Origin of the sequence: Spirillospora sp. NPDC052269 (assembly GCF_040679435.1) — a bacterium.
In the GTDB taxonomy this organism is placed as follows: domain Bacteria; phylum Actinomycetota; class Actinomycetes; order Streptosporangiales; family Streptosporangiaceae; genus Spirillospora.
Genome location: NZ_JBFAUU010000007.1, coordinates 337,948 through 361,138 on the forward strand (window position 1 = coordinate 337,948; position 23,191 = coordinate 361,138).

Annotated in this window: 24 protein-coding genes and 1 pseudogene; 12 read left to right on the plus strand and 13 right to left on the minus strand. The window is 71.0% G+C overall.

The genetic code is table 11. From position 1 onward, the window contains the following. Window positions 1-31 precede the first annotated feature (31 nt). Window positions 32-514, plus strand: coding sequence for an Lrp/AsnC family transcriptional regulator (locus AB0L06_RS17730; RefSeq protein WP_500232078.1), 483 nt, complete (start codon window positions 32-34; stop codon window positions 512-514). A 94-nt stretch (window positions 515-608) separates the two neighbouring features. Then, the gene (locus AB0L06_RS17735; protein ID WP_500232079.1) at window positions 609-2,312 is read left to right on the plus strand and encodes an alpha-keto acid decarboxylase family protein; all 1,704 of its coding nucleotides are present in this window, start codon (window positions 609-611) and stop codon (window positions 2,310-2,312) included. A 24-nt stretch (window positions 2,313-2,336) separates the two neighbouring features. Here AB0L06_RS17735 and AB0L06_RS17740 read toward each other — a convergent pair whose 3' ends face one another. The 7 genes from AB0L06_RS17740 to AB0L06_RS17770 all read right to left on the minus strand — a co-directional run bounded on the left by AB0L06_RS17740 (window position 2,337) and on the right by AB0L06_RS17770 (window position 8,813). Continuing rightward, window positions 2,337-3,368, minus strand: coding sequence for a medium chain dehydrogenase/reductase family protein (locus AB0L06_RS17740; RefSeq protein ID WP_500232080.1), 1,032 nt, complete (start codon window positions 3,366-3,368; stop codon window positions 2,337-2,339). Between the two features lie 316 nt (window positions 3,369-3,684). Then, complete coding sequence (locus tag AB0L06_RS17745) at window positions 3,685-4,428, minus strand: copper homeostasis protein CutC (protein ID WP_500232081.1); 744 nt, start codon at window positions 4,426-4,428, stop codon at window positions 3,685-3,687. Then, window positions 4,425-5,369, minus strand: a complete 945-nt coding sequence (locus tag AB0L06_RS17750; RefSeq protein WP_500232082.1) for an asparaginase — start codon at window positions 5,367-5,369, stop codon at window positions 4,425-4,427. Before AB0L06_RS17750 ends, AB0L06_RS17745 begins: the two co-directional genes overlap by 4 nt. Before the next feature lie 11 nt (window positions 5,370-5,380). After that, a complete protein-coding gene (locus AB0L06_RS17755; RefSeq protein ID WP_500232083.1) occupies window positions 5,381-6,256 on the minus strand; it encodes an amino acid ABC transporter permease in 876 nt (291 codons plus the stop codon). Continuing rightward, entirely contained in the window at window positions 6,253-6,897 is a 645-nt protein-coding gene (locus AB0L06_RS17760) for an amino acid ABC transporter permease (protein ID WP_500232084.1), read from the minus strand. Before AB0L06_RS17760 ends, AB0L06_RS17755 begins: the two co-directional genes overlap by 4 nt. Window positions 6,898-6,933: 36 nt before the next feature. Continuing rightward, the gene (locus AB0L06_RS17765) at window positions 6,934-7,872 is read right to left on the minus strand and encodes a glutamate ABC transporter substrate-binding protein (RefSeq protein ID WP_500232085.1); all 939 of its coding nucleotides are present in this window, start codon (window positions 7,870-7,872) and stop codon (window positions 6,934-6,936) included. A gap of 212 nt (window positions 7,873-8,084) precedes the next feature. Beyond that, window positions 8,085-8,813 (minus strand): amino acid ABC transporter ATP-binding protein, encoded by a 729-nt coding sequence (locus AB0L06_RS17770; protein WP_500232086.1) that lies wholly within the window; start codon window positions 8,811-8,813, stop codon window positions 8,085-8,087. A 116-nt stretch (window positions 8,814-8,929) separates the two neighbouring features. On the opposite strand from AB0L06_RS17770, the gene AB0L06_RS17775 reads away from it, so the two are divergent. The 5 genes from AB0L06_RS17775 (at window position 8,930) to AB0L06_RS17795 (ending at window position 15,711) form a co-directional block, all read left to right on the plus strand. Next, window positions 8,930-10,087 (plus strand): ROK family protein, encoded by a 1,158-nt coding sequence (locus tag AB0L06_RS17775; protein WP_500232087.1) that lies wholly within the window; start codon window positions 8,930-8,932, stop codon window positions 10,085-10,087. A 422-nt stretch (window positions 10,088-10,509) separates the two neighbouring features. Then, complete coding sequence (locus AB0L06_RS17780; protein ID WP_500232088.1) at window positions 10,510-12,549, plus strand: hypothetical protein; 2,040 nt, start codon at window positions 10,510-10,512, stop codon at window positions 12,547-12,549. A gap of 291 nt (window positions 12,550-12,840) precedes the next feature. Beyond that, the gene (locus AB0L06_RS17785; protein WP_500232089.1) at window positions 12,841-13,983 is read left to right on the plus strand and encodes a phosphodiester glycosidase family protein; all 1,143 of its coding nucleotides are present in this window, start codon (window positions 12,841-12,843) and stop codon (window positions 13,981-13,983) included. A gap of 439 nt (window positions 13,984-14,422) precedes the next feature. Beyond that, window positions 14,423-14,608, plus strand: a complete 186-nt coding sequence (gene rpmF / locus AB0L06_RS17790) for a 50S ribosomal protein L32 (protein ID WP_500232090.1) — start codon at window positions 14,423-14,425, stop codon at window positions 14,606-14,608. Next, a complete protein-coding gene (locus tag AB0L06_RS17795) occupies window positions 14,605-15,711 on the plus strand; it encodes a radical SAM protein (protein WP_500232091.1) in 1,107 nt (368 codons plus the stop codon). Before rpmF ends, AB0L06_RS17795 begins: the two co-directional genes overlap by 4 nt. Window positions 15,712-15,775: 64 nt before the next feature. Here the strand turns inward: AB0L06_RS17795 and AB0L06_RS17800 are convergent, their stop codons facing one another. From AB0L06_RS17800 to AB0L06_RS17825, 6 genes and pseudogenes are all read right to left on the minus strand, one after another. Beyond that, complete coding sequence (locus AB0L06_RS17800) at window positions 15,776-16,435, minus strand: response regulator (RefSeq protein ID WP_500232092.1); 660 nt, start codon at window positions 16,433-16,435, stop codon at window positions 15,776-15,778. After that, a complete protein-coding gene (locus tag AB0L06_RS17805; protein WP_500232093.1) occupies window positions 16,432-17,220 on the minus strand; it encodes a sensor histidine kinase in 789 nt (262 codons plus the stop codon). Before AB0L06_RS17805 ends, AB0L06_RS17800 begins: the two co-directional genes overlap by 4 nt. Window positions 17,221-17,318: 98 nt before the next feature. Further along, window positions 17,319-17,681: pseudogene (locus AB0L06_RS17810) on the minus strand (DUF7134 domain-containing protein); the annotation flags it as partial. A gap of 37 nt (window positions 17,682-17,718) precedes the next feature. Further along, window positions 17,719-18,612 (minus strand): alpha/beta fold hydrolase, encoded by an 894-nt coding sequence (locus tag AB0L06_RS17815; protein WP_500232094.1) that lies wholly within the window; start codon window positions 18,610-18,612, stop codon window positions 17,719-17,721. 446 nt (window positions 18,613-19,058) lie between these two features. After that, complete coding sequence (locus tag AB0L06_RS17820; RefSeq protein ID WP_500232095.1) at window positions 19,059-19,265, minus strand: DUF397 domain-containing protein; 207 nt, start codon at window positions 19,263-19,265, stop codon at window positions 19,059-19,061. A 9-nt stretch (window positions 19,266-19,274) separates the two neighbouring features. Next, entirely contained in the window at window positions 19,275-20,132 is an 858-nt protein-coding gene (locus AB0L06_RS17825) for a helix-turn-helix domain-containing protein (RefSeq protein ID WP_500232096.1), read from the minus strand. A gap of 127 nt (window positions 20,133-20,259) precedes the next feature. On the opposite strand from AB0L06_RS17825, the gene AB0L06_RS17830 reads away from it, so the two are divergent. The 5 genes from AB0L06_RS17830 to AB0L06_RS17850 all read left to right on the plus strand — a co-directional run bounded on the left by AB0L06_RS17830 (window position 20,260) and on the right by AB0L06_RS17850 (window position 23,157). Further along, on the plus strand, window positions 20,260-20,478 hold the full coding sequence (locus AB0L06_RS17830) for a hypothetical protein (RefSeq protein WP_500232097.1): 219 nt from the start codon (window positions 20,260-20,262) through the stop codon (window positions 20,476-20,478). Between the two features lie 42 nt (window positions 20,479-20,520). Further along, window positions 20,521-20,967 (plus strand): hypothetical protein, encoded by a 447-nt coding sequence (locus tag AB0L06_RS17835; protein WP_500232098.1) that lies wholly within the window; start codon window positions 20,521-20,523, stop codon window positions 20,965-20,967. A gap of 206 nt (window positions 20,968-21,173) precedes the next feature. Then, window positions 21,174-21,455 (plus strand): HypC/HybG/HupF family hydrogenase formation chaperone, encoded by a 282-nt coding sequence (locus AB0L06_RS17840; protein WP_500232099.1) that lies wholly within the window; start codon window positions 21,174-21,176, stop codon window positions 21,453-21,455. Further along, a complete protein-coding gene (locus tag AB0L06_RS17845; RefSeq protein WP_500232100.1) occupies window positions 21,452-22,384 on the plus strand; it encodes a DMT family transporter in 933 nt (310 codons plus the stop codon). The genes AB0L06_RS17840 and AB0L06_RS17845 overlap by 4 nt, the downstream gene beginning before the upstream one ends. Further along, window positions 22,381-23,157 carry a DUF6390 family protein gene (locus AB0L06_RS17850; RefSeq protein WP_500232101.1) on the plus strand — a complete coding sequence of 259 codons (777 nt, stop codon included), beginning with the start codon at window positions 22,381-22,383 and terminating at the stop codon, window positions 23,155-23,157. Before AB0L06_RS17845 ends, AB0L06_RS17850 begins: the two co-directional genes overlap by 4 nt. The last annotated feature ends 34 nt before the right edge of the window (window positions 23,158-23,191 follow it).

The following is a 23,191-nucleotide window of genomic DNA, read 5'->3' on the forward strand; positions in this document are numbered from 1 at the left end:
CTACTTTCGATTCTGGACGTAAGGTCTCCGCGTGGCCGCAGACTCGAAGCACGACCTGGACGCGACGGACTGGCGCATCCTGACCGAACTCCAGCAGGACGCCCGCATGAGCTTCAGTGAACTCGGACGGCGGGTGTCCCTGACGGCCCCGGCCGCCGCCGAACGCGTCCGCCGCCTGACCGAACGCGGCGTCCTGGAGGGGTTCTCCGCGCGGATCAACCTGGAGCGGGTCGGGCTGCCCATCCTCGCCTTCGTCATGATCCGCTTCCCCGGCAGCGACCACCGCGAGTACCTGCACCGCCTCGACGGCGTCGACGAGATCATCGAGTGCCACCACGTCACCGGCGACGACCGCTTCATCGCCAAGGTGGCCGCGCGCTCGATGCGCCACCTCGAGGAGGTCGTCGCCGGGCTCGCCCGCTTCGGATCGACCTCCACGACCGTCGTCTACTCCACCGTCATCAGCGCCCGCACGGTGACCCGCGACCTCGCCCGGGACGCATCGGCCGAGTAGCGCGGTCGCCTCGTCCTCGAGACGCGGGTTGGTGACCATGCGTCGGGGATATAACACATTCGGCAACCAAAGGGTGGCGAATGGGGGCAGGTCAGTGACGACCACGGACTCGCGCGGCGCGTCCGCCACGCCGACGGTCGCGGACCATGTCGTCCAGAGGCTCGCAGACCTGGGGATCGGCCACGCGTTCGGCGTTCCGGGCGACTACGCCTTCGCGTTCGACGACGCCATCGAGGCCAACGCGGACGTGGCCTGGATCGGCTGCGCCAACGAACTCAACGCGGCGTACGCGGCCGACGGGTACGCGCGGATCCGCGGCGCGGCGATCCTCTCCACCACCTACGCGGTGGGCGAGCTGAGCGCCCTCAACGGTGTCATGGGCTCCAAGGCGGAACGGGTGCCGGTGTTCCACCTCGTCGGCATGCCGAGCACCAAGCTGCAGCGCGCGCGGGCCATCACCCACCACACCTTCGGGGACGGCACGTTCGACCGTTTCGCGCACCTCTCGTCCCACGCCGTGTGCGCCTCCACGATCCTGACCCCGCAGAACGCGATCGCCGAGATGGAACGGGTCATCGCCGAAGCCCTGACCGAACGGCGCCCGGCGTACGTCTGCGTCCCGCAGGACCTCGCCCGGCTCCCGGTGATCGGCACTCCGGTGGCCGGGGTCCGCGTGGCCGACGTCGCCCAGCCGTCCAGCGACCCGGGGCAGCTCGAAGCGGCGGTGGCGGCGATCCTCGAACGCTTCACCGCCGCCGGCTCGCACGTCGTCCTCCCCGCCTACACCGTCGCGCGGTACGGGCTCCAGGGCCCGGTCGTGAAGATGCTGGACGCGATCGGGCTCCCGTACGCCACGACCACGATGGACAAGGCCGTCCTGTCCGAGTCGACGCCCGGCTTCCTCGGCATGAACTCCGGCACCAGTCCCAGCCCTGGGGTGAAGGAGGCGGTGGAGGGCGCGGAGTTCGTGCTCGACCTCGGCGGGATCGTCCTGTCCGACTTCAACACCAGTGCCTGGACCGCCGGCCTCGACCCGTCCAAGGTGGTCAGTGTCCTCACCGACCACGTCCGCATCGGGGACGAGATCTACGCGCCGGTCAGCCTTGCCGATGCCATCGCGCGGCTCACCGTCGAGCTGCCGCCCCAGGTCCGTGCCGTCGGCACTCCGTCCACGCCGCCACCGCCGACCGGATCGGACGCCGACCGGGTGTCCTCGGCGGGGCTCTATCCGCGCCTGCAGCAGTTCCTGCGGACGGGCGACATCGTGGTCGTCGAGACCGGCTTGGGTGTCGGAGGCGTGGCGGGGCTGCGGTTCCCCGACGGGGCGGTCTGCCAGAACCAGATGCTCTGGGGCTCGATCGGCTGGGCCACCCCGGCGGCCTTCGGCGCGTGCCTCGCGGCTCCGGACCGCCGCACCATCCTGGTCACCGGCGACGGTTCCCACCAGCTGACCGCCAACGACATCGGAGCGATGGGGCACCACGGAGCCAAGCCGATCGTGCTCGTCCTCAACAACTCCATGTTCGGCGTCGAGGAGGTCCTGAGCCCGAGGCAGGGACACGAGTACGACATGCTCGTCCCGTGGAACTACCACCGGCTCCCGGACGCGTTCGGCTGCACCGGCTGGCACACCGCGCGCGTCACCACCCTCGGTGAGCTGGACGCCGCCCTGAAAACGGCCGCGGCCCACGACGACGCCAGCTACATCGAGGTCGTCCTCGGCAGGGCCGACATCCCGCCGTCCGTCCCCGCCCAGGTCATCGAGCGTCTCTACCGCGACGCCCCTGGGGGTGGGTGAGGCCGGCCCTGGGGACGGGCCCGGTCAAGCGGTCAGGACGACCTTGCCGGTGACGGTTCCGGACTCGGCCAGGCGCAGGGCCTCGGCCGCCTGGGTGAGCGGCAGTTCGGCGGCGATGGGCGCGCTGATGTCACCGCGGCGCAGCGCGTCGAAGACCTCGGTGAGGTCCGCGCGCAGGTGGGCGCGGAAGCGGGCCGCGTGGAGCCTCTGTCCAGCCCAGATGTTGTAAAAGTGCGCGTGGCGGCCGTTCGGCAGGGCGTTCCAGAGCATGGTGCGGCCGAGGATCTTCAGGACGGGCCACTGCTTCGAGCCGGAGTCGTCGCGGGTGGACGCGCTGCCGTAGGAGACCAGGGTGCCGCCGGAGGCGAGCATGTTCCAGGAGTCGATGACGCCGCGTCCGCCGACGTGGTCGAAGACGGCGTCCACTCCGTCGGGGGCCAGCTCGCGAACCCGGGCCGGGACGTTCTCGGTGCGGTAGTCGATGGGCGTGACGTCCAGTTCGCGTAGTGCGTCGTGGTGTCGTGGCGACGCGGTGCCGATCACCTTCACCCCGGCCGCGCGGGCGAGCTGGACGAGGATCGATCCCACGCCACCGCCCGCGCCGTGAACCAGGACGGTCTGCCCGGCGCCCACCCGGGCCGTCCGGTGCAGCATCTGCCAGGCGGTGATGCCGTTGACCACCACGGTCTCGGCCTCGGCCGAGGTCAGGCCGTCCGGCACCTCGACCGCGTCCCGCGCGTCGACGGCCACGTGGCTGGCCCAGCCGCCGACCTTGACCAGCGCGGCCACGCGCCGTCCGGCCATGCCGGGGTCGACCCCCTCGCCGGTCGCCGCCACCCGGCCCACCAGGTCGTAACCGGGGACGAACGGGAAGGGCGGCTGGTCGTAGTACCGCCCGCGGCGCATCTGCTGCTCGGCGAACGAGATCCCGGTCGCCTCCATCGCGATCACGATCTGCCCCGGACCGGGCTCCGGCGCCGTCCCGTGCTGAACCCGCAGCCCCTCGGGCTCCACGATGCCCGGCAGGACGACCTGGACGAACGGGTGGCTGTTCACGGCCACCCTCCCCTCTGTAGGAGCTATAGCGTTCGTTAGAAGTTATAACACCGAGGATGGTGACGGTCAATCCCGTTCGTGAGACCTTCTAACCGAACAGTGCGAGAGATCCCGCAGAAACGTCGGACGCCCCGTCGGACCTGGGGGACAGGTTCGACGGGGCGTCCGAAGGGAGGGTGTTCAGAGGCGCGGCCGCGGCGGGGGAGTCGGCGGTCGGGCGGGCCCCTGTACCGCCCGGACCCGTCCGGCGGTGCCGGCCCCGGCACCCCACCACGTCACGGGGAGGGCGTGCGCCTCAGGGGAGCAACGCGTCCGGTCAGCCGGCGGCGTTGATCACGGCGGAGATGTCGGCGCCGCTGGTGACGAGCCGCTCGTACTCCGGGCGCCGCAGCTCGCCGCCCATGTAGGGGTACGGGTTGCGGTGGACGGCCGGGCTCGGCTCCGGGGCGAGCGCCGCGAAGTGGATCTCCTGGGCGCCGGTCTCGGCGACGACCCGGGCCACGTTGCGGTCGGTGATGCCGCCGCCCGGCATGATGACGATGCGGCCGTCGGCGTGCCGGATCAGGTCGGCGATCAGCGGCGCGCCCTCCAGCGCGGTCGTGTCCTGCCCGGAGGTCAGGACGCGGTCCACGCCGAGCTCGATGAGCGTGTCGAGGGCGGCGAACGGGTCGGCGACCATGTCGAAGGCCCGGTGGAAGGTGATCGAGAGGTCGCCCGCGGCCTCGATGAGCCGCTCGGTGACCGCGCGGTCGATCGTGCCCTCCGGGGTGAGCACGCCGATCACCACGCCGTGGGCGCCGGCCTCGCGGGCCACGACGACGTCGTCCTCCATCGCGGCGATCTCGTGCTCGTCGAAGATGAAGTCCCCGCCGCGCGGACGGATGATCACGTGCACCCGGATGTCCGAGACGGCGGCGAGCGCCGCGCGGACGGTGCCGAGGGTGGGGGTGAGGCCGCCGTCGAACAGCGCCGAGCACAGCTCGACGCGCTGGGCGCCGGCCTTCTCGGCCGCGATGGCGCCGGCGACGCTGTCGATGCAGATCTCGTGGGTGAGGCTCACTGCTGTCCTTCCGGGGTGATGCGGATCTCGCCGACGGGACGTCCGCCGCCGAGGACGGGGACGGCGCCGAGCGAGGCGGCGGGGGTGGTGTCGACGCCGAGCGCGGCGAGCGCGTGCAGGGCGATGGCGGTGGTGGCGCGGGGGCTGCCGTCGATGACCTTGACCGCGACGGCGTGGCCGTCCGCGGACGCGGCGACGAAGACGCCCTCGGCGCCGCCCTTGGCCACGCAGCCGGGGAGCAGCTGCATGAACTCGGTGTTGGCGTGGCCGGTGCCGCCGACGTACTCGGGGTGGGCGCGCATGGCGTCGGCGACCGCGCGATACGGGCCGTCCGCCTGGACGAGGGTGACCATCGCCCGGGCGAGCCCGGTCAGGGTGAGGCCGAACAGCGGGGCGCCGCAGCCGTCGATCGCGACCGGCGACGGGGCCTCGCCCGCGGCCTCGCCCATGATCCGGGCGATCTCGAGCTGGAGCGGGTGCTCTGGGTCGAGGTAGTTCTCGACCGGCCAGCCGTTGGCGACGCAGGCGGCGAGCATCCCGGCGTGCTTGCCCGAGCAGTTCATCCGCTCGCGGGACTCGCCCTCACCGGCCCTGATCAGCGCGGCCTTGGTCGGCTCGTCCTCGGGCCAGGTGGGCGGGCACTGCAGGGCGTCCGCGCCGAGACCGGCGTCCGCCAGCATCGACTCGACCGCCCGGACGTGGAAGTCCTCGCCGGTGTGGCTGCCCGCGGCGATCGCGAGGCGCTCGCCGGCCAGCGGCGCGCCCGCCGACAGGCAGCCGACGGCCTGGAAGGGCTTGGTCGTCGAGCGCGGCAGGACGGTCTCGTCCACGTTGCCGCGCGCGTAGGCGACGCTCCGGTCGGGGTTGAGGCCGACGACGCTGCCGTAATGGCGGCTCTCGACGAAGTCGTTGCGGACGACCTCGGCCAGCACTTCGTACATCGGACTCCTCATCAAGAATTCCCCCCGTCGGTCATGGCCGTCGGGACGGCCGCGGCGACGGCGTGCCGGGCGGCGCGGGACGGACGGTTGCGCTGCCGCGCCTCGAGCGTCCGCGCGAGCTTGGCCAGCGACGCGTTGATGACCAGGTAGATCAGCGCGATCACCAGGTAGGTCTGGATCAGCAGGTGGTTGAAGTTCGCCAGCACCTTGCCGCTGTAGAGCAGCTCGGCGTAGCTGACGACGTAGCCGAGCGAGGTGTCCTTCAGCAGTCCGGCGGACTGGCTGACCAGCGACGGCAGGACGCGCCGCGCCGCCTGGGGCAGGACGACCGTCCGCATGGCCCGGCCGCGGGTGAGGCCGAGCGCCAGGCCCGCCTCCATCTGCCCGCGCTCGACCGAGCGGATGCCCGCGCGGAAGACCTCGGCGAACAGGGCGGCGTTGGACACCGACAGCGGGACGACGAGCTTCCAGAACAGCGGGAGGTCGATGCCGTAGCGGGGGAGGGCGAACAGGACGATGTAGACCAGCAGCAGCGCCGGGATCGTCCGGACGATCTCGACGTAGGCGGCGGACGGGAGGCGCAGCCACCGGGACGGGGAGACCCGCCCGACCGCGAGCAGCACACCGGCCGTGGCCGAGATCGCGATCGACACGGCGGCCGCCTGCAGCGTGGACCACAGGCCCTCGAGCAGGTACCGCCACATCGGCCACGTCCCGTACGGACGCCAGCGGTCGGCGGCCATCTGCCCGTTGTCGGCGAACTGCTTCAGTGCGAGCGCGACCAGGACGAGCCCGGCGAGCACCGACAGCGCCGTGGCGACGCGGATGCGGCGCCGGGCGCGCGGGCCCGGCTCGTCGAACAGCAGCCGCGAGGACGGTGCGCTCATCGCAGGATCGCCCACTTCCGTTCGAGGACGCCGGTGACCAGGCCGATCAGCCCGGACAGCGCCATGTACATCAGGCCCGCCGCCACGAAGATCCAGAGCGGCTTCGCCTCGGCCAGGTTGACCCGGTTCGCGGCGGCGGTCAGTTCCACGACGCCGACCGCGGCGGCCAGCGCGGTGTTCAGCAGCGTCATGATCGCGATGTTGCCGAGCGGCTGGACGACGGTGCGCAGCGCCTGCGGCAGCACCACCAGCCGCAGCGACTGGGTGAAGGTGAGCCCGAGCGCGCGGGCGGCCTCGCCCTGCCCCGCCGGCACCGAGTTGATCCCGGACCGGATCGCCTCGGCCGTGTACGCGCCCTGGTAGAGCACGATCACGACGACCGCGGTGGTGAACAGTCCGGCGATCACTCCGATCTCCGGCAGCCCGAACACGGCGATGACCAGCCAGACCAGCAGCGGGATGTTCTGCAGGACCTCGACGTAGGCCATCCCCGCGGCGCGCAGGACGCGCACGGGCGAGACCCGCATCGCGGCCACCACGATGCCGACGACGAACGCGCCGGCCAGCGACAGCAGCGCCAGCTCGATGGTCAGCAGCAGGCCGTCGCCGAATTCGGAGAGATGGTCGGTGATGACGTTCATGGCGGGGCGAGGCCCCCTCCTACTCGAAGGTCAGGCTCACTCGGAGCCCGGAGCGGAACCGATCGCCGGGGGCGTCGGAGCCTCGCCGTCGACGACCGTCCCGATCGAGTTCTTCCAGGTCTTCGCCCACAGGCCGGACGCCTGGATCTGCTTCAGCCAGTCGTTGACGAACTGCTTCATCTGCGTGTCGTTGTGCTTGAGGCCGATGCCGTAGGGGTCGGCCGTGAACGGCTTGCCCTGGATCTTGACGCTCGGGTCCTGCTTGGCGGTGGCGAGCAGGAGCGCCTCGTCCTGGACGTAGGCGTCGCCGCGGCCCTGCTTGAGCGCCTGGACGCACTCGGGGTCGGTGCCGAAGGTGACGATCTTGGCGTCGGGGGCGACCTTCTTGATGGCCGCGATCGCCGGGGTGTTGGCGCCCGCGATGACCGTCTTGCCCTTGAGGTCGGTCGGCGAGGCGATGCCCGTCGTGTCCTTCTTGGTGGCGATGACCAGGCCGGAGCTGTAGTACGGCCCGGCGAAGGAGACCTGCTTGGCCCGCTCCGGGGTGATGGAGTAGGTCTGGAAGACGACGTCGACGGTGCCGTTGGACAGCAGCGCCTCACGGGTCTCCGAGGCCGAGTTGACGATCTTCACCTCGGGCTTGCCGATGATGTACTTGGCCAGCAGCCGGCCGAAGTCGGCGTCCAGGCCCTCGACCTTCTTGGTCCCCGGGTTCTGCTGGGACAGCAGCGGCGCGTCCAGCGAGCCGCCGATGACCAGCTGCCCGCGCTGCTTGATCTTCTCCATGGTGGAGCCGGCCGGCAGGTTCGCCGCGACCGGCGCCGAGGCGATCAGGTCGTCCTGCTTGCCGCCGCCCGCGGCGCCCGGGACGGACTTGTCGGAGTCGCCGCTGGAACAGGCCGAGAGGCCCACGGCCGACAGCGCGGCGATCGCGACCGGCACAGCCCAGCGCTTCCGCGCAGACGTACGCACCATGATCAACAACCTTTCTCGGGCGGCGCGCCGCGCACGGCGCGCCGGGGGTGGAACCGGGCCCTGCGTTCCCGTCTCGGGAACCGGGCCGGGAGTCATGGCCCCGGGACGGGGCCGAGATTCATGACCATGGGGGGTCTCGGCCCGGACGGGGCCGAGGTCTCCGCCTCGTGACGGGGCCGGGAGCTCGCGGCCCGGGTCCCGAGGCGGGACGGCTAGTGGCTGAGGACCTTCGCCAGGAAGTCCCGGGCCCGGTCGGAGCTGGGTGCCTCGAAGAACTCCGACGGCGTGCCGGTCTCGACGATCTCGCCGTCCGCCATGAACACCACGCGGTCGGCCACCTTGCGGGCGAACCCCATCTCGTGGGTGACGACCACCATGGTCATCCCGTCGCGGGCCAGGTCGGTCATGACGTCCAGGACCTCGCCGACCATCTCCGGGTCCAGCGCGGACGTCGGCTCGTCGAACAGCATCGCCTTCGGCCGCATCGCCAGGGCGCGCGCGATCGCGGCGCGCTGCTGCTGGCCGCCCGACAGCTGGGCGGGGAACTTCTCGGCCTGGGCGCCGATGCCGACCCGGTCGAGCAGCTCGCGGGCGTTCTTCTCGGCCTCGTCGCGCTTCAGTCCGCGCACCCGGACGGGCGCCAGCGTCAGGTTGTCCAGGATGGTCTTGTGCTGGAACAGGTTGAACGACTGGAACACCATGCCCACGTCCGCGCGTAGCCGGGCGAGCGCGCGGCCCTCGGCGGGCAGCTCGTCGCCGTCGATGCGGACCGCGCCCCCGTCCGGCGTCTCCAGCCGGTTGAGGCAGCGGCAGAGCGTCGACTTGCCGGAGCCGGACGGGCCGACCACGACGACCACCTCGCCGCGTGCGACGTCCAGATCCACTTCGTGGAGGGCGGTGTGCGCGCCGAAGCGCTTGTGCAGGCCGCGAACCTCGATCATTCGGTCATCCTCGATCCAACTTCCTTCGAAATCGAAGTCGAACTGGACATTAGCCGCACAAATCGATGGAAGTCAACGCATTGCTGTACCAAGTCGGCGCATGCTATCTATCTGGGGTGCGTAACAGCAGAGAGGACCAACCGGCCGCGCTCGTGCGCATGGTCGCCACCGGCCAGGCCGAGTCGCGGGCCGAACTCGCCCGCCTCTCCGGTCTCGCCGCCTCCAGCGTCTCGCTCCGGGTCGAGCAGCTCATAGGGGCCGGCCTGTTCGTCGAGGAGGGCGCCGGCGCGTCCCGCGGCGGCCGCCGCCCCCGCCGGATCCGCCTCGCGCGCGAGGCCGGGGTCTTCCTGGTCGCCGACCTCGGCGCCCACCACGCCCGCCTCGCCGCCGTCGACCTCGGCGGCGCGCTCCGCGCGACCGCCGACCTGGAGTTCGACATAGCGGTCGGCCCCGAGGGCACCCTGAAGGCCGTCATCGACAGCCTCCGCGCCCTCACCGGCGAGCACGGCCTGCGCGACGTCCCCATCCGGGGTCTCGCCATCGGGATGCCGGGCCCCGTCGACCCGGCGACCGGCCAGGTCGTCTCACCCTCGCGCATGCCGGGCTGGAACGACTTCCCCGTCCGCGAGTTCGCCGCCGAGCTGGCGGGCATCCCCGTCCTGGTGGAGAACGACGCCAACCTCATGGCCGTCGGCGAGCACCGGGCCTCCTGGCCCGACCTCGACAACATCATGGTCATCAAGCTGGGCAGCGGGATCGGCTGCGGCGTCATCGTGGACGGCCGCCTGCACCGCGGCCGCGGCGCGGCGGGCGACATCAGCCACGTCCGCATCCGCTCCGAGGCCACCGTCGACTGCTCCTGCGGTCACCCCGACTGCCTCGAGGCCCACGCCAGCGGCGCCGCCCTCGCCGCGACCCTCGCCGCCCAGGGCTTCACCGCCGACTCCCCGTCCCAGATCGTCGACCTGGTCACCGACGGCGTCCCCCAGGCCACCGCCGCCGTCCGCAACGCCGGACAGCTCATCGGCGACGTCCTCACCGCCCTGGTGAACTTCTTCAACCCCGACGCCCTGGTCATCGGCGGCAGCCTCTCCAACGCCGAACCCCTGGTCGCGACCATCCGCGGCGCCATCTACCAGCGCTGCCTCCCCCTCGCGACCCGCAACCTGGAGATCAGCGCCTCCCGCTCCGGCCGCGACGCCAGCATCCTCGGCGCCGGCCACCTCCTCCTGGAACAGTCCGACGAATGGATCGACCACGCCCTAACCCGCTGACCCGCCGACCCTTGGATCGCGAGCAGGGAGCAGCTTGGCGTGCGTCCGCTTGGTGTTGGGTGATGGCCAAACGTGGACCACTTTCCTCAATCGCCCCATCGGTGGTGGGTTCGCCTGTTAGGAATGCCCTTGAGCGCGTCCCTGGTGGACGAGCGCCCTTGGGCCTGTGCCCGGAACCCGGGTAGGGCTAGCCGACGTACCGCACAGTGCCGCCCTCCGGCGGCCCAGCGGAAAAGGCCTGGAGGGGCTCCCTCCGCACCGGACGGCCAGACCAGACCCTGCCGCACCTCAGCGGAACGCGTCTGTTCAGGCGGCGTCCCGTCCCCCATGGCCGGGAGCCCCTCCCGGCGGCCGGAGCGGCCGTCGGCTCACGGGGCCGCGCGGAACGCGCGTCGCCGCCACATGAAAAGGCAGGCCGCCGCATGACCGAATCCGATCACCCGTTCGTCGCACCGTCGACGAAGGAGTGGCAGCACAACTTCGTGGAGGCCGCGCTCGCGTCGGTCCACGTCAACGTCCCCCGGTCCGCTCTGGAGGCGATCGCTCCACTGATCGTCAGGCCGAAAGATCTGCTGACCAGGGCCACGACCGACCGGCCGGCGCAGCTCCGGGCCGTTCGGGAGATCAAGACCAGCGCCGGTCAGATGTACGTCCTGGACGTCCAGCTGATCGGCTGTGCCGGTTCCGTCTGGGAGCGGAACGAGCGGCAGAGCAGTGCGTGGGCGGCCCCGTCCGACCCCGGCTCCAGGAACAAGCATCCGCTCCCTCCGCTCACCCCGTGGGTCGATCCCGAGGACCAGCATCAGCCGGGCGCGGCGCTGAGCGTCCTCGTTAAGGATCCGGAGGAGCTGAGGTTCGTCGTCGAGAAGGCCGGCAACGAGCTTATGACTCAGGTGAACCAGCGCTCCTACGATCTCACCGAGGATCTCGCGCTCAACGGTCAACTCGAACCCTGCCTGCTCGTTCCCCAGGAGTACCGCTTCGCCGTCGGAGGCTCGGCGTGGGCCTGGCCCGCGGTCAGGGGGAACAATCGGACCAAGGCCCGGCAGGAGTTGTTCGGCCTGACGTCCAGCGAGATCATCACCGGTGTTCCGATGCAGAAGATCGGTCGGTCGGGCTCGGACATCGCCACGAACCCTTCGTTCTGGCTCAAGGCACTGGCGGAGAAGCTCAACGGCGAGTTCCAGAAGGCCATCGTCGACGACGACACCAGCGCCATGGCCTACCGCGCCCACCGGGTGGCCGTCGTCGAGGCGCAGCTCGTGGTCGGCACGCCGACGCCCGAGCGGCTCTATCAGATCGTTCAGACCAGCAACCGGCGCGACCATGTGCATCCGCCCCTGGAGTTCAAGCCCAACGACCGGGCGAGGGCCCTGGGCCGCAGCATCATCGGCGCGTACCAGGAGGGCGGGCTCCTCGACGAGACCACGGCCGGAGTCCTCACCGGTGAACTGCCGATCACCCGGCTGGCCGGAGTGCCCCAGGACGCCACCGTGTCGGCGCTCCGCGACCTGCGGTCGATGCGGCTTCTCGAGGAGTTCTTCCCGGTGGAGAGTGAGAAGGAGAAGCGGAAGGCCATCCGCGCGGCGCTCAGCGAGCCCTCGCCATCGCAGCTCACCAGGGAGCACGTCAACCAGCGGCTGCGTGCTTGGTCTGCGCTCACGTCGGTCAGCTACCCGGACCCGTGGAACCCACGCGTCGCGGACGTTCTCCCCCCGTCGATCGCCAAGGAGGGCTTCCGTTCCTCCGGGCGGTCGCTCGCGGATCTCCTGGCCACCGCTGAGGACGACCTGCCGGCCTTCGAGGAGCTCCTGATGTACCGGGCGGCGCATTGGCTGGCTGCCTATGACATCGTCGAGGCCGATCGCGGCTCGATGGGGGCGCAGACCGTCCGCGCCGCCGCCGGCGAGGACGAGGACGGCGAGCAGACCTCGCTGCGCATCCGGCGGAGCGTCACCAACTCGCTCAACGCGATGCGCGAGGACAGGCTCCGTGCCGTCGGCCTGCTGAGGGAGATCGCCGCCGCGATGGACGGCAACCGCCAGCCGCGGAAGGTCGACGAGGCCGGGACCACGGTGCCGCCCGAGGCGGACGATGAGGCCGTCGAAGCGGACCGGGACTGGTTCAACACCGTCTTCCCGAAGGTCGCGCCCAAGCGCGGACGCATCGTCATGAGGGCCTACGAGAGCCCGGAGGCCGCTCCGCCGCCGCCGGAGAGCGCCACCGACGCCGTGGTCCGGCTCACCATCGAGCTCGAAACGGTCATCGACAATCTGCACGAACAGGCCAAGCTCATCCCCGAGCTTGTCGAGCAGATGCGGTCCTACGCGGCGATCGCGGGCATCGGCCAGCCGCTGTCCGAGACCGCCGCCACGACGCTGATTATGAAGCTCGTCACGACGACGAGCGACCTCAGGGAGGCCCCCGACCTGATTCTCAAGCTCACCCGCGACGTCAGCTAGGCGGGTGGTTCAGAAGTCCGCCTCCGGGACGGGGTGAGCGTGTTCTCGTCCCGCTGGGGAACCCCAGCGGGACGAGCACTCGCTGCTTACCCTCACTCCTCCAGGAGCGGCTTCCGTGTCGCCATTGGTTCCATTGCGGGCCGTCCTGGTCGGTCAGCAGGGCACGTGTCGAGTGTTCCGGTTCGTTGCGGTGCGGCCGTGTCTGCGCAGGTCCTGGGCGTGGCGCTTGTGGGGCGACACGTTTTCTGGGCCGGTCGAATGGGCCGCTTGGGGGTGTGATCTTGCGTCAGCATGGGGCGGGTGCTGATGCGGATCATGCTCTCGGTGGCCCTGGCGCCTGTTGCGTCACCTGTGCCCTATGTGCGGGTCTCTCCCGGTGTCGTTGTTCGGGACGTGCGGTACGAGCAGGTCACCGGGACGCTGCTGGACATCGACCTGAAGAGGGTGCGGGTCGGGTTGTTGCGCCCGCCGCCCGGTGTCTCGCGAGCTCGGGTGTCCGACATGGTGAACGCGGCGCGCGCAGTCGCGGGGGTCAATGGTGACTTCTTCGACATCTCTGAGAAGGCTCATCCTGGTGTGCCCGCCACCTTCGCGCCGGACGGGCCGGAGGTGTTCGAGGGGCAGGCGGTGCGTGCCGCCGTCCCGGACGGTCAGCGGTTCGGTCCGGCCGCGCCGCCGGGGACGTCCGGCATGGTCATCGGTGTGGACCGGCGCGGCGCGGGACGGATCGCCCGGCTGTCCCTGACCGGGAAGGTGCGTGCGGGCGCCCAGACGATCCAGTTGCGCGGCCTGAACCAGTTCGCCTTGCCGGTCGACGGTGTCGGCCTCTACACCGCGGCCTGGGGTCCGGCCTCGCGCGCCCGCGCGTTCTGCGGCACCGACCTGATGCGCAATGCGCCTTGCTCCTTCGACACCGCCGCCGTTCTGGTCCGCGACGGCAAGGTGGTGGGTAGCGCCGATCCCGGCGGTCAGCTTCCGCCCGATACCAGCCTGCTGCTCGGCCGGGACGCGGGCGCGGCTGAGCTTCGCGCACTGAGTCAAGGCCAGAAGGTGCAGATCTCCACTGCGCTGACCGGCTCCTTCCGGTTCCGCCACGCGCTCGGTGGCCTGCCGCTGCTCCGCGGCGGACAGCCGACGTTGGGCCTGGACGCGCGCTCCCGCAGCCCCCGCACCGCCGTCGGGCTCGCTCCGGGCGGACGCCGAATGTACGTGGTGGTGCTGGACGGCCGTCGCGAGACCGGCTCCGGCGAGACGGCCGCGGGCATGGCCGAGCTGCTGCTTCGCATCGGGTCCCGCGACGCGCTGCTCCTGGACGGCGGGGGTTCGTCCACCATGGCCGTCCGCCTGCCTGGAAAGCCGGCCGCCACCGTTCGCAACAACCCGTCCGGTGGTCACGAACGCTCCGTCCCCAACGGCCTCGCCATCTACAAATAGCTCCACCGAAGAAGCAGCCTGCTGAGCCCGCGGCGGTCGGTCAGGCTCAGCAGTGACTCACGGCTGATATTGTGAATGTCATGCAGATCGAGGTCGACAGAATCTAGCCACCGAACTGCCGGTGGCCTTCACCCGGCGGGCGACGCCCGCACCGGTGATCGACTGTTCCCTCTCGCAGAAGCGTGAGTCCGCTCGTTCGAAGCGTTGACACCTCTGCGTGAATCTCACTGGCATGTTCGCACCGCGCAGACCTCGGTCTTGAGTTCGTGCCTGCGAACGCGCGCGCCCTCGATCTCACCCCTACGCGTCCACCTTTCCGTCCGGCATTCGGGCGGCGTCCAGAGTGTTCTGCGTAGATGGGTTTCTTAGTCATGGCCCGTGGTCGGTTGTCCCGTCAGTTCCGCTGACATTTCGCAACCATTCACGAAAGGCCACAGCCATGCAGCACCGCACATCGCGCTCCCGCACCCGCCGCCGTCGCGCCCAATGGAAGGCGAGCGCGCCGACGTTCACCACCTGCACGAATCCGGCCTGCGGCAAGCCCACCCTGCCGCACCGGGCCTGCCAGCACTGCGGCTTCTACCGGGGCCGCGAGGTCAGTTCCCCCTCGGGCGGTGACGCGTGAGCGCCGTCCTGGCCACGAGAAGCCGCTGGTCACACATCCACGACCACCTCGCACAGACCGGTGCTCCCGCGTTCCGGTTCCGTCAGCTCATCGCCGCCTGGCAGAGCTCGACGGCCGAGACCTTCGCCGACGTTCATGCACTACCCGCCGCTCTGCGCGCCGACCTCACGGAGCGATTCGGTCCGCAGCTGCACCCTCTGACTCCTCTGGAAGTCCAACGGGACGAACAGGTGGAGAAGGTGCTGTTCTCCTCGGAGAGCGGGGCCCGCATCGAGACCGTCGTGTCGCACTACCGGGCCGGATGGGACTCCATGTGCGTCTCGTCGCAGTCCGGCTGCGGCCTGGGCTGCACGTTCTGCGCCACCGGCGCGGTCGGCCTGGTCCGCAACCTCACCGCCGACGAGATCGTCGCCCAGGTGATGCACCCGCACTGGACCCGCGAGGGGCTGTCCCGGCCGGCGAGTGTCGCCTTCATGGGGATGGGCGAGGCGCTCGCCAACCCGCACGTCTTCAACGCGCTCACCCTTCTGACGGACGCGGGCTACGCGGGGATCTCCGCACGCCGGGTGACCGTGTCGACCGTGGGCTTCGCCCCGAACCTGGCCCGCCTGGTCGACGAACATCCGCAGGTGACGGTCACCCTTTCCGTCCATTCCCCGTTCGCGCGGCAGCGAGCCCGCATCATTCCCCTGGAGGACCGCTTCCCGCTCGCACAGAACCTCGAGATCCTCGACCGGCATGCCGTCGTGAGCCGCCGGAAGGTCTATCTCGCCTATCTGCTGATCGCCGGTGTCAACGACAGCGACGACCACCTCGCCGCTCTGGCCGAAATGGCCCGCGCACGGTCGCGTCCTGAACTGTTCCACGTCAGCGTCATCCGCTATAACGAGGCGTCGGGTGCCTCACCAGACTACCGGGCTCCGTCTTCCACCCGAGTGGACGAATTCGTGGACGGCCTCACCTCCCGCGGCGTCCACGCGACAAGGCGACGCCAACTCGGAACGACCATCGACGCCGCCTGCGGCCAACTCCACGCCAAGTACCTCACAGCGTCCCCCGGTCCGGATGGATCGGTCAGAGGGGAGGATCCCACTCCCCAATAGCAGCCGCATTCAGCCGTCTTGCGGCTTGGCCTTGGCCAGGCCGCAAGACGGCCTTCGCGTGGTTTCAGGAGACGAGGCCGTTGCGGTAGGCGTAGACGACGGCTTGGACGCGGTCGCGCAGGTCGAGTTTGGTGAGGATGCGCGACACGTAGGTCTTGACGGTCTCGTGGCTGAGCACCAGCGTCGAGGCGATCTCGCCGTTGGAGAGGCCGTCGGCGATGAGACGGAGCACCTCCAGTTCGCGCGGGGTCAGCGGGACGTCGTCCGCCGCGTCCGGGGCGGGACGGATCCGGGCCGCGTACCTGCCGACGAGCCGCCGCGTCACCTCGGGCGCCAGCAGCGCGGCGCCGGTCGCGACGGTGCGGATGCCGTGCAGGAGCTGCGCCGGAGGAGCGTCCTTGAGCAGGAACCCGCTCGCGCCCGCGCGCAGCGCCTCGTACACGTACTCGTCCAGGTTGAACGTCGTCACCACGAGCACCTTGACCGGGTCGGCGACCCCGGCGCCGGCCAGCAGCCGGGTCGCCTCGATGCCTCCCAGCACCGGCATCCGGACGTCCATCACCACCATGTCGGGGTCCAGGCGGCGGGCGAGGTCGACTGCGGACCGCCCGTCCCCGCACTCGCCCACCACCTCCAGGTCGGGCTGCGCGTCGATGATCGTCGTGAACCCGGTGCGGATCAGTGCCTGGTCGTCGCACACCAGCACCCGGACGGGTGCGCTCACGACCGGCTCCCGGTGGGGATGCGCGCCCGCACGACGAAGCCGCCGCCGGCCTGCGGGGCCGCGCTGAACTCGCCGCCGAGGGCGTCGACCCGTTCGCGGAGCCCGGCCAGGCCACGTCCGCTCCCGCCGGGGGACCTGGTCCGTCCTCCGGGACCGTCGGTGCCGACCTGCACGGTGATCTCCTTTTCGCCGTAGCGCACCCGCGTGACGGTGCGGCTGCCGCGGGCGTGCTTGAGCGCGTTGGTCAGCGCCTCCTGGACGACCCGGTACGCCACGAACTCGGCGCTGCCGGCGGACTCCGCCGGGCTGCCCCCCTGGACGAACTCCACCGGCTGCCCGGCCTGGCGCGCCTGCCCCACGAGCGCGTCCATGTCGCCTGCGGACGGCGTCCAGGCCTCGTCCCCGCTCGTGGCACCGTGCCCGGGGTTGAGGAGGTCGAGCAGGTGCCGCAGGTCGGCGATGGCGCGCCGTCCGGTGTCGCCGATCACGCTCAGGGTCCCGTCGAGGCGGTCGGGCGCGGCGGTCAGGTAGCGCGCCGCCTCGGCCTGGACGACCATCGCCGTCACGTGGTGGGTCACGACGTCGTGGAGCTCGCGCGCGATGCGGGTGCGTTCGGCGGCCCGGGTGGCCTCGGCGAGCCGGAGGCGGCGCTCGGCCTCGGCGGCACGCGTGGACCGCAGCCAGGACCCGATGCCCCAGGCCACGACCAGCCCCAGGTAGAACGCCAGGTACCCGTCCAGCCGCTCCGTCCCGCCGAGCCGGTGGAGTGCGACCGCCAGCGGCACGTACGCCGCGGACAGGCGACCACGGTGGCACGCCTGTGATGCCCGAGATGGACGCCCGTGCTCAGCAACGCGACGGGCAGCGCCGTCCCCGCGACCATGTGGTAGCCGCGGAGCTGGGCGACGACGAAGCCGAGCGACACCAGGGCGAGGCAGGCCATCGGCCACCGCCGGCGCACGGCGAGCGGGAGGCACAGGAGGGCGAGCGCCACGACCGCAAACGCGTCGAAGGGACGGGCCGGAAGCTCGCCGACCTGCGTCTCATGGCCGCGGAACGTCGGCAGGAACGAGACGGCGGCGAGCAGCGCCGCGAGCGGGAGATCGCGGACCGTCACATCCCGGCGCCGCCACATGGCCGGGACCCGCGGCAGAACGATCACCGGCCGAGGGTAGCGGTCCCGGCGGCGGAACCGCCGCGCCTCAGGATGAACCGGCCGGGGCTCGCCCGGGGATGGGGGACGCATCGACGCGGGCACGGACGACCGGCCGGCTGCCGGTCGCCTAGTGGGCGGCCTGCGCGGTGACACGCTGGATGGCCTGGACGGCGACGTCGGGCCGCTCGAGGTAGATGTAGTGCCCGCTCCTCGCGACGGTGCTCAGCCTGCTGCGGCTGGACAGCGCGAGCCACTTCCGCTGCCCGGCCGACCACGCCTGCTCCAGTTGCGGCCCGTACTCGGGGACGGCGGCGAGGTACTGCTTCCCGTGATGGAGCACTTCCACCGGAATGTCCCCGGCGGACTGGACTGGTCCATCGGTGATGACGAGCCGCTCCGGATTCTGCCCCTGGAAGATGGCCAGGTTCTGCGCGCGGACCGCGGCCCCCGGCCCCTTGGCGGACTCGGGGATCACCGTGGAAATATCGTGGATCATCGTCGGCGGCGTCGCGTCCATCAGGACGAGCCCCTTGACCCTGTCCTGGTGGCCGGGCGCGTACCGGGCGGCGAGCAGCCCGCCCAGCGAGTGCCCCGCCAGGACGGCCGGGCAGTCACCGGCGATCCGGTCGAGGACCCCGGTCAGGACCTTCCCGCTGCCGGCGAAGTCCTGCGGACCGTCCGGCCGGTCGCTCTTGCCTGCGCCGAGCCTGTCGTAGGAGCAGACCCGGTTCCCCTCGCTCAGCGTCTTCTGGACGGCGGCCATCTTGTCCAGACTGTCGCCCCCTCCGTGCAACAGGACGATGACCGGCCTGCCCTTCGCCAGGTCGCCCGAACACGACACGTTCACCGACTTTCCACCGACGACGACCTTCTTGGTTCCGGAGAATGGATCGGCGGCGGCCTTGCCCGCGCGAGAACGGCCTCCGTCCGCCGCCGAGTCGTCCTCACAACCGGCGAGGCCCGCGCCGACGGCGGTGCAGCACACCGCGGCGACGGCGGCCGTCTTGATCTGGCGAATCATGGTCTTCTCCAGGGAGCGAATCGCCGCCGTGACGCACACGGCGGCGGTATACGAGAAAGCAGCTCGAGCGCTGCAGCGACCCCGGAAACGCTAGGGAGTTCACTGCACGCGAATCGTCACCATTGAGTGGACATTGCCCGGTAGCTCGCACGGGGGACAAGAACACCCCGCCGACTTCGAGTAGTGGCGCTCGAGAACATGTGGCCGAGGCCAGCACGCAGGGAACTCTTGTCAGCCGCATGACCCGATCGCGTCGTGCCCTTGTCCCTCACTGCTGGACGCGACGGCTCGATGACCGCCGGAGACGCACCCGCACATGGTGCCGGAGCTGGAGTACGCGAAGTGTTCAGGGACGCGGTGGGCGGCTGAGTGAACCTTGCAACCCGCTCAGGAGGCCCGGCTGGACGAGGCAGGGCGCAACCCGGTCCAGCAGTGCCTCCTCCGCGTCAAACCGTGCGGGTGATGACGCGGACGGTGCTGACCAGGGCGGTGAAGGCTCCACGCGAGAGGGAGATGACGGGCCCGGACGCGAGCTTCGAATCGCGTACGACGATGACCTCGTCCTCGAACTCGGCTACCTCAACGCAGTCGTTGCTGCTGGTGGACCGGCTCGACTTCCGCCAGACAGGGGCCGTGTGAGGGGCGGTAGGCATCGGCACCCGCTACTCCTTGGCGTAGGTCTCGATGAGGGCGACCGACTCCTCCGGGGAAAGCGCGGTCTCGAGCAGACGCTCGAATGTCACCTTACAGCGGGTGACCTGCTCCTGGCTTTCGACGTAAATGCAACCGGTCATGCCTTCGGAATAGGCGACATCGGGGTCGGACGTCTCGAAGGACAGCAGCACGAACGGTCCTTCGGCTCCGGCGAGGCTCTCCGATTCCGTCGAGAGCACCCTGATCGTGACGTTGCCGCCCTGGGACGCCCCGATGAGGGCGTAGAGCTGTTCGCGCATCACTTTCGTGCCGCCCAGCGGACGGCGCAGCAGCCCCTCGTCCAGGACGACCACCAGCGCGGGTGCGTCGCTGCGGGCCAGTAGGGACTTGCGGGCCATCCGAGCCTGCACGCGGCGGTCGACGGCCTCAGGAGAGTCGGGGCGGCCCGCTGAGATCACGGCACGGGCGTAGTCGGGTGTCTGGAGCAGGCCTGGGACGAATTGGACCTGGTACGACCGGATCAGGGACGCCTCGTCCTCCAGGCCGACATAGGAGCCGTCCCAAAGGTCTGCGTAGTTCGTCCACCAGCCGCGTTTCTGCACGTCGCGGGCCAGTTGGACGAGCGCGTCCCGGGCAGGGCTGTTGACGCCGTACAAGTCGAGCGCCGCAGTCACGTCGGCAACGCCCGGTCGTGTCCGCCCGTTCTCGATGCGACTGATCTTCGATCGACTCCACCCGAGTCTGGTGACCACCTGGTCTGGGGTCAGCCCGGCGTGCTCTCGATGCTGTCGCAGCTCTCGTGCGAGCCGACGTCCCCGGACCGACATCGCCAACTGTTCTTGGCGGACCGCCCACGCTGGTGCCATTCGCGCCGCGGCGCGTTGCGCCGGGTGTGGAGCGGAAGCCGGTGAGGGTGCAGGCCGAGCCGTCCGCACGTCCGGGCAAATGCTGCACAACGGCTGCGAGCAGCGCGCAGGGCCTGCGGGGTGGGGCATGCTGAGCGGTGAAACGCCCGTCCTGGTGGCCGGGGAGGCGAGGGTGTTCCCGCTGCCGCAGGACCGGACGTGCGCGTCGGTGGCCCGGTCGGCCCTCTCGATCGTGATGCGCGAGGTGGGCCTTCCGGCCGGCCTGATCGACGACGGAACGCTGGCGGTGTCGGAGCTGAGCACGAACGCCCTGGTACATGCCCGTGGACAGGCCGCCGAGCTGTGAGTGTGGGTGCGCACCGCACCTTGCCCTGCCTTGGTGGTATCGGTGTTCGACGCCGACCCCGGCGAGTTGCCCGCGCCGGTATGCGAGGACCTCCTCGCCGAATCGGGAAAGGGGCTCGCGATCGTGGCCGCGCTTGCCGAGGCGACGGGTACGCACCGCAGCCGGTCGCGGCTGCGGCCGGTCCCCGTCAGCGGCAAGGTGGTGTGGTTCTCGCTGGCACTGCCGGACGGATGGCCGGTTTCGCGCGAGGTGCTCACTCCTTGGCAGGCCGGGCGTCTCCTCTTGTGCGAGTTGTGTATGCGGGGCTTGTTCGCCGCGCACATCAGCGACCTCGGTGTCTCCACGGTGGTGACGGTCGAGGAGCTGCGCGTGGAGATCACCAACACCCACTACACCCGGCGCGGCGCGGACGACGAGTTGGTGCGGGTACCGCTGGCGGAGACCCAGGACGCGATCGAGGGCATCACCGCGCGCATCGACAGCCCCTGAATTCCGCAGGTCAGCAGGGCTGCGCTGCACGCGAATCGGTCCCGTCCGCCGCAGCCCTGCCTCCTTCGCGACTGACCGGCCCTGCGGCGATCGATCCTCAACTCGTCCCTGTCCTGGACGCTGGGCATCGGTGGCTTTCTGGTTTCTGGGGAGCGCCTTGGTGTGCTGTTGGCCGTAGGGCTGGAGCCGGCTGGGGACCTTCGTCCGTGGGCGGTCATGTGTGGGCCGGGACGGTCGCCGCAGGGGGTGCGAAGATGTGCTTGGAGCAGGTCGGCCGGGTCGTCTCGACCGGTGACGGCACGGCCACGGTGGTACGCGGGGAGACGCGGACCGGGGTCTCCCTGGTGATCCTCGACATGGAGGGTGTCTCAGTGGCGACGGGTGACTGGTTGGTCGTGCACACCGGTATCGCCGTCCGCAGGATCTCCGCGGAAGAGGCCGCGGAGCTGGCGGCGGTGCGTGACGGCACGAGGGGACGCGAGCCGTGACCGGGCACGCGCGCGGGATCGCGTTCGCGTCCGGCACCGCGGTGATCAGCGGTGTGGCGATCTTCCTGAACGCGCGGGGAGTACGGGCCGCCGGGGACGCGACGGTCTACACGACGGCGAAGAACCTCGTCGCGGCCGGGGTGCTGGTGACGGTCGTCCTCGCCGGATCCGGAAGGCTGCGGAGGGACGACCGGACGCTGTTCCCGGTGCGGGGGAGGACGGCCGCGGGGATGCTCGCGATCGCGGTCATCGGCGGCAGCGTCCCGTTCGTGTTGTTCTACGAGGGGCTCGCCACCGAGTCGTCCACGCACGCGGCGTTCCTGCAGAAGACGCTGGTGGTCTGGGTGGCGCTTCTCGCGCTGCCGCTGCTGGGCGAGCGGGCCGGGGTCCTCCAGGCCGCCGCCGTCGCCCTGCTGGTGGCGGGGCAGGCGTTCGCGGACGGTGGGCTGCCGGTGTTCCGGTTCGGAACGGGCGAGCTGATGATCCTCGCGGCGACGCTGCTGTGGTCGGTCGAGGTGATCGTGGCCAGACGGCTGCTGCCGCGGGTCGAACCGCTGGTGCTCGGAACGTCGCGAATGGCGCTGGGAGCGGTGATCCTGGTCGCCTGGGACGCGGTGAGCGGCCGGTGGCGCGTCCTGACGGGCCTGGACGGACGGGCCTGGGGGTGGGCGGCGCTGACCGGCGCGATCCTCGCCTGCTACGTCGCCGGTTGGTTCGTCGCGCTGTCGCTGGCGCCGGCCGTGGACGTGACGGCCGTGTTGAGCGTCGGAGCCCTGGTGACCGCGGCGCTGTCGGCCCTGGACACCGGGAGCGCGCCGTCCGCCGCCGAGGCGGGCGGGCTGGCGGTGCTGTTCGCGGGGGCCGCCCTGGTGGTGGCGGCGACGCGGCGGCGTGAACGGGCGCGGGTTCCGGAGAGCGCCGCGGCATGACCCCGGGCCCGGTGCTGTTCGCCCGGTTCGCGTACCCGCCCAATGCGCTCGGGTACTGCGGACCGGACGACAGCACCGCGGTTCGGGACTACGCCGCCGCCGGGGTCGCCGACCGGGGCCTGACCGAGTTGGCCGGACGGTTCTGCGGGGCGTGGCCCTACCTCCAGCTGATCGCGGCGGCGTCGCGCGTCACCGATCCGCTGGACGCGCGGGTCGTGCGGGCCTACTGGATCGGCGGGCCGCCGCTCGAACGGGTCGGGGCGCGGCTGCTGGCCGCCCACCTGGACGACCGGTTCGGACGGCGGACGGGCCGTCACCGGGCCGACCTGGCGTCGCTGGCCATGGCCGGAGGACGTCCGCACCACAACTTCCACGTGTTCGCCGTCTACCCGTGGGTGGGGCTGCTCAGGGCGGGGTTCTGCGAGGAGGCGTTACGAGTTCTGGACCGTTGCCGTATCAGGTGGGGGCGTGTCACGTCCGTCCAGGACGGGACGGCGACGGTACTGTCGCGTCCGCTGGTGTGGGACGGTCTCGCCCTGACTCTGGGTGATCCCCGGGCGGAGACGGCGGGCCTCGGGCCCGGACCGGCCGTCGGCCCGGGTGACACGGTCGCCCTGCACTGGGACTGGATCTGCCACCGGCTCACTCCGTACGACGTGGTCATGTTGCGCCACTACACGGTGAGCCAGCTGGCCGTGGTCAACACCGCGGCGTGCCCCGCACCCGTACTCGACCGCGGTTCCCGAGCGGGAGCGACGCGGGCCCATTCCTGAGAGCAACGCGGACCCTTCCTGAGAAGGCGATGCG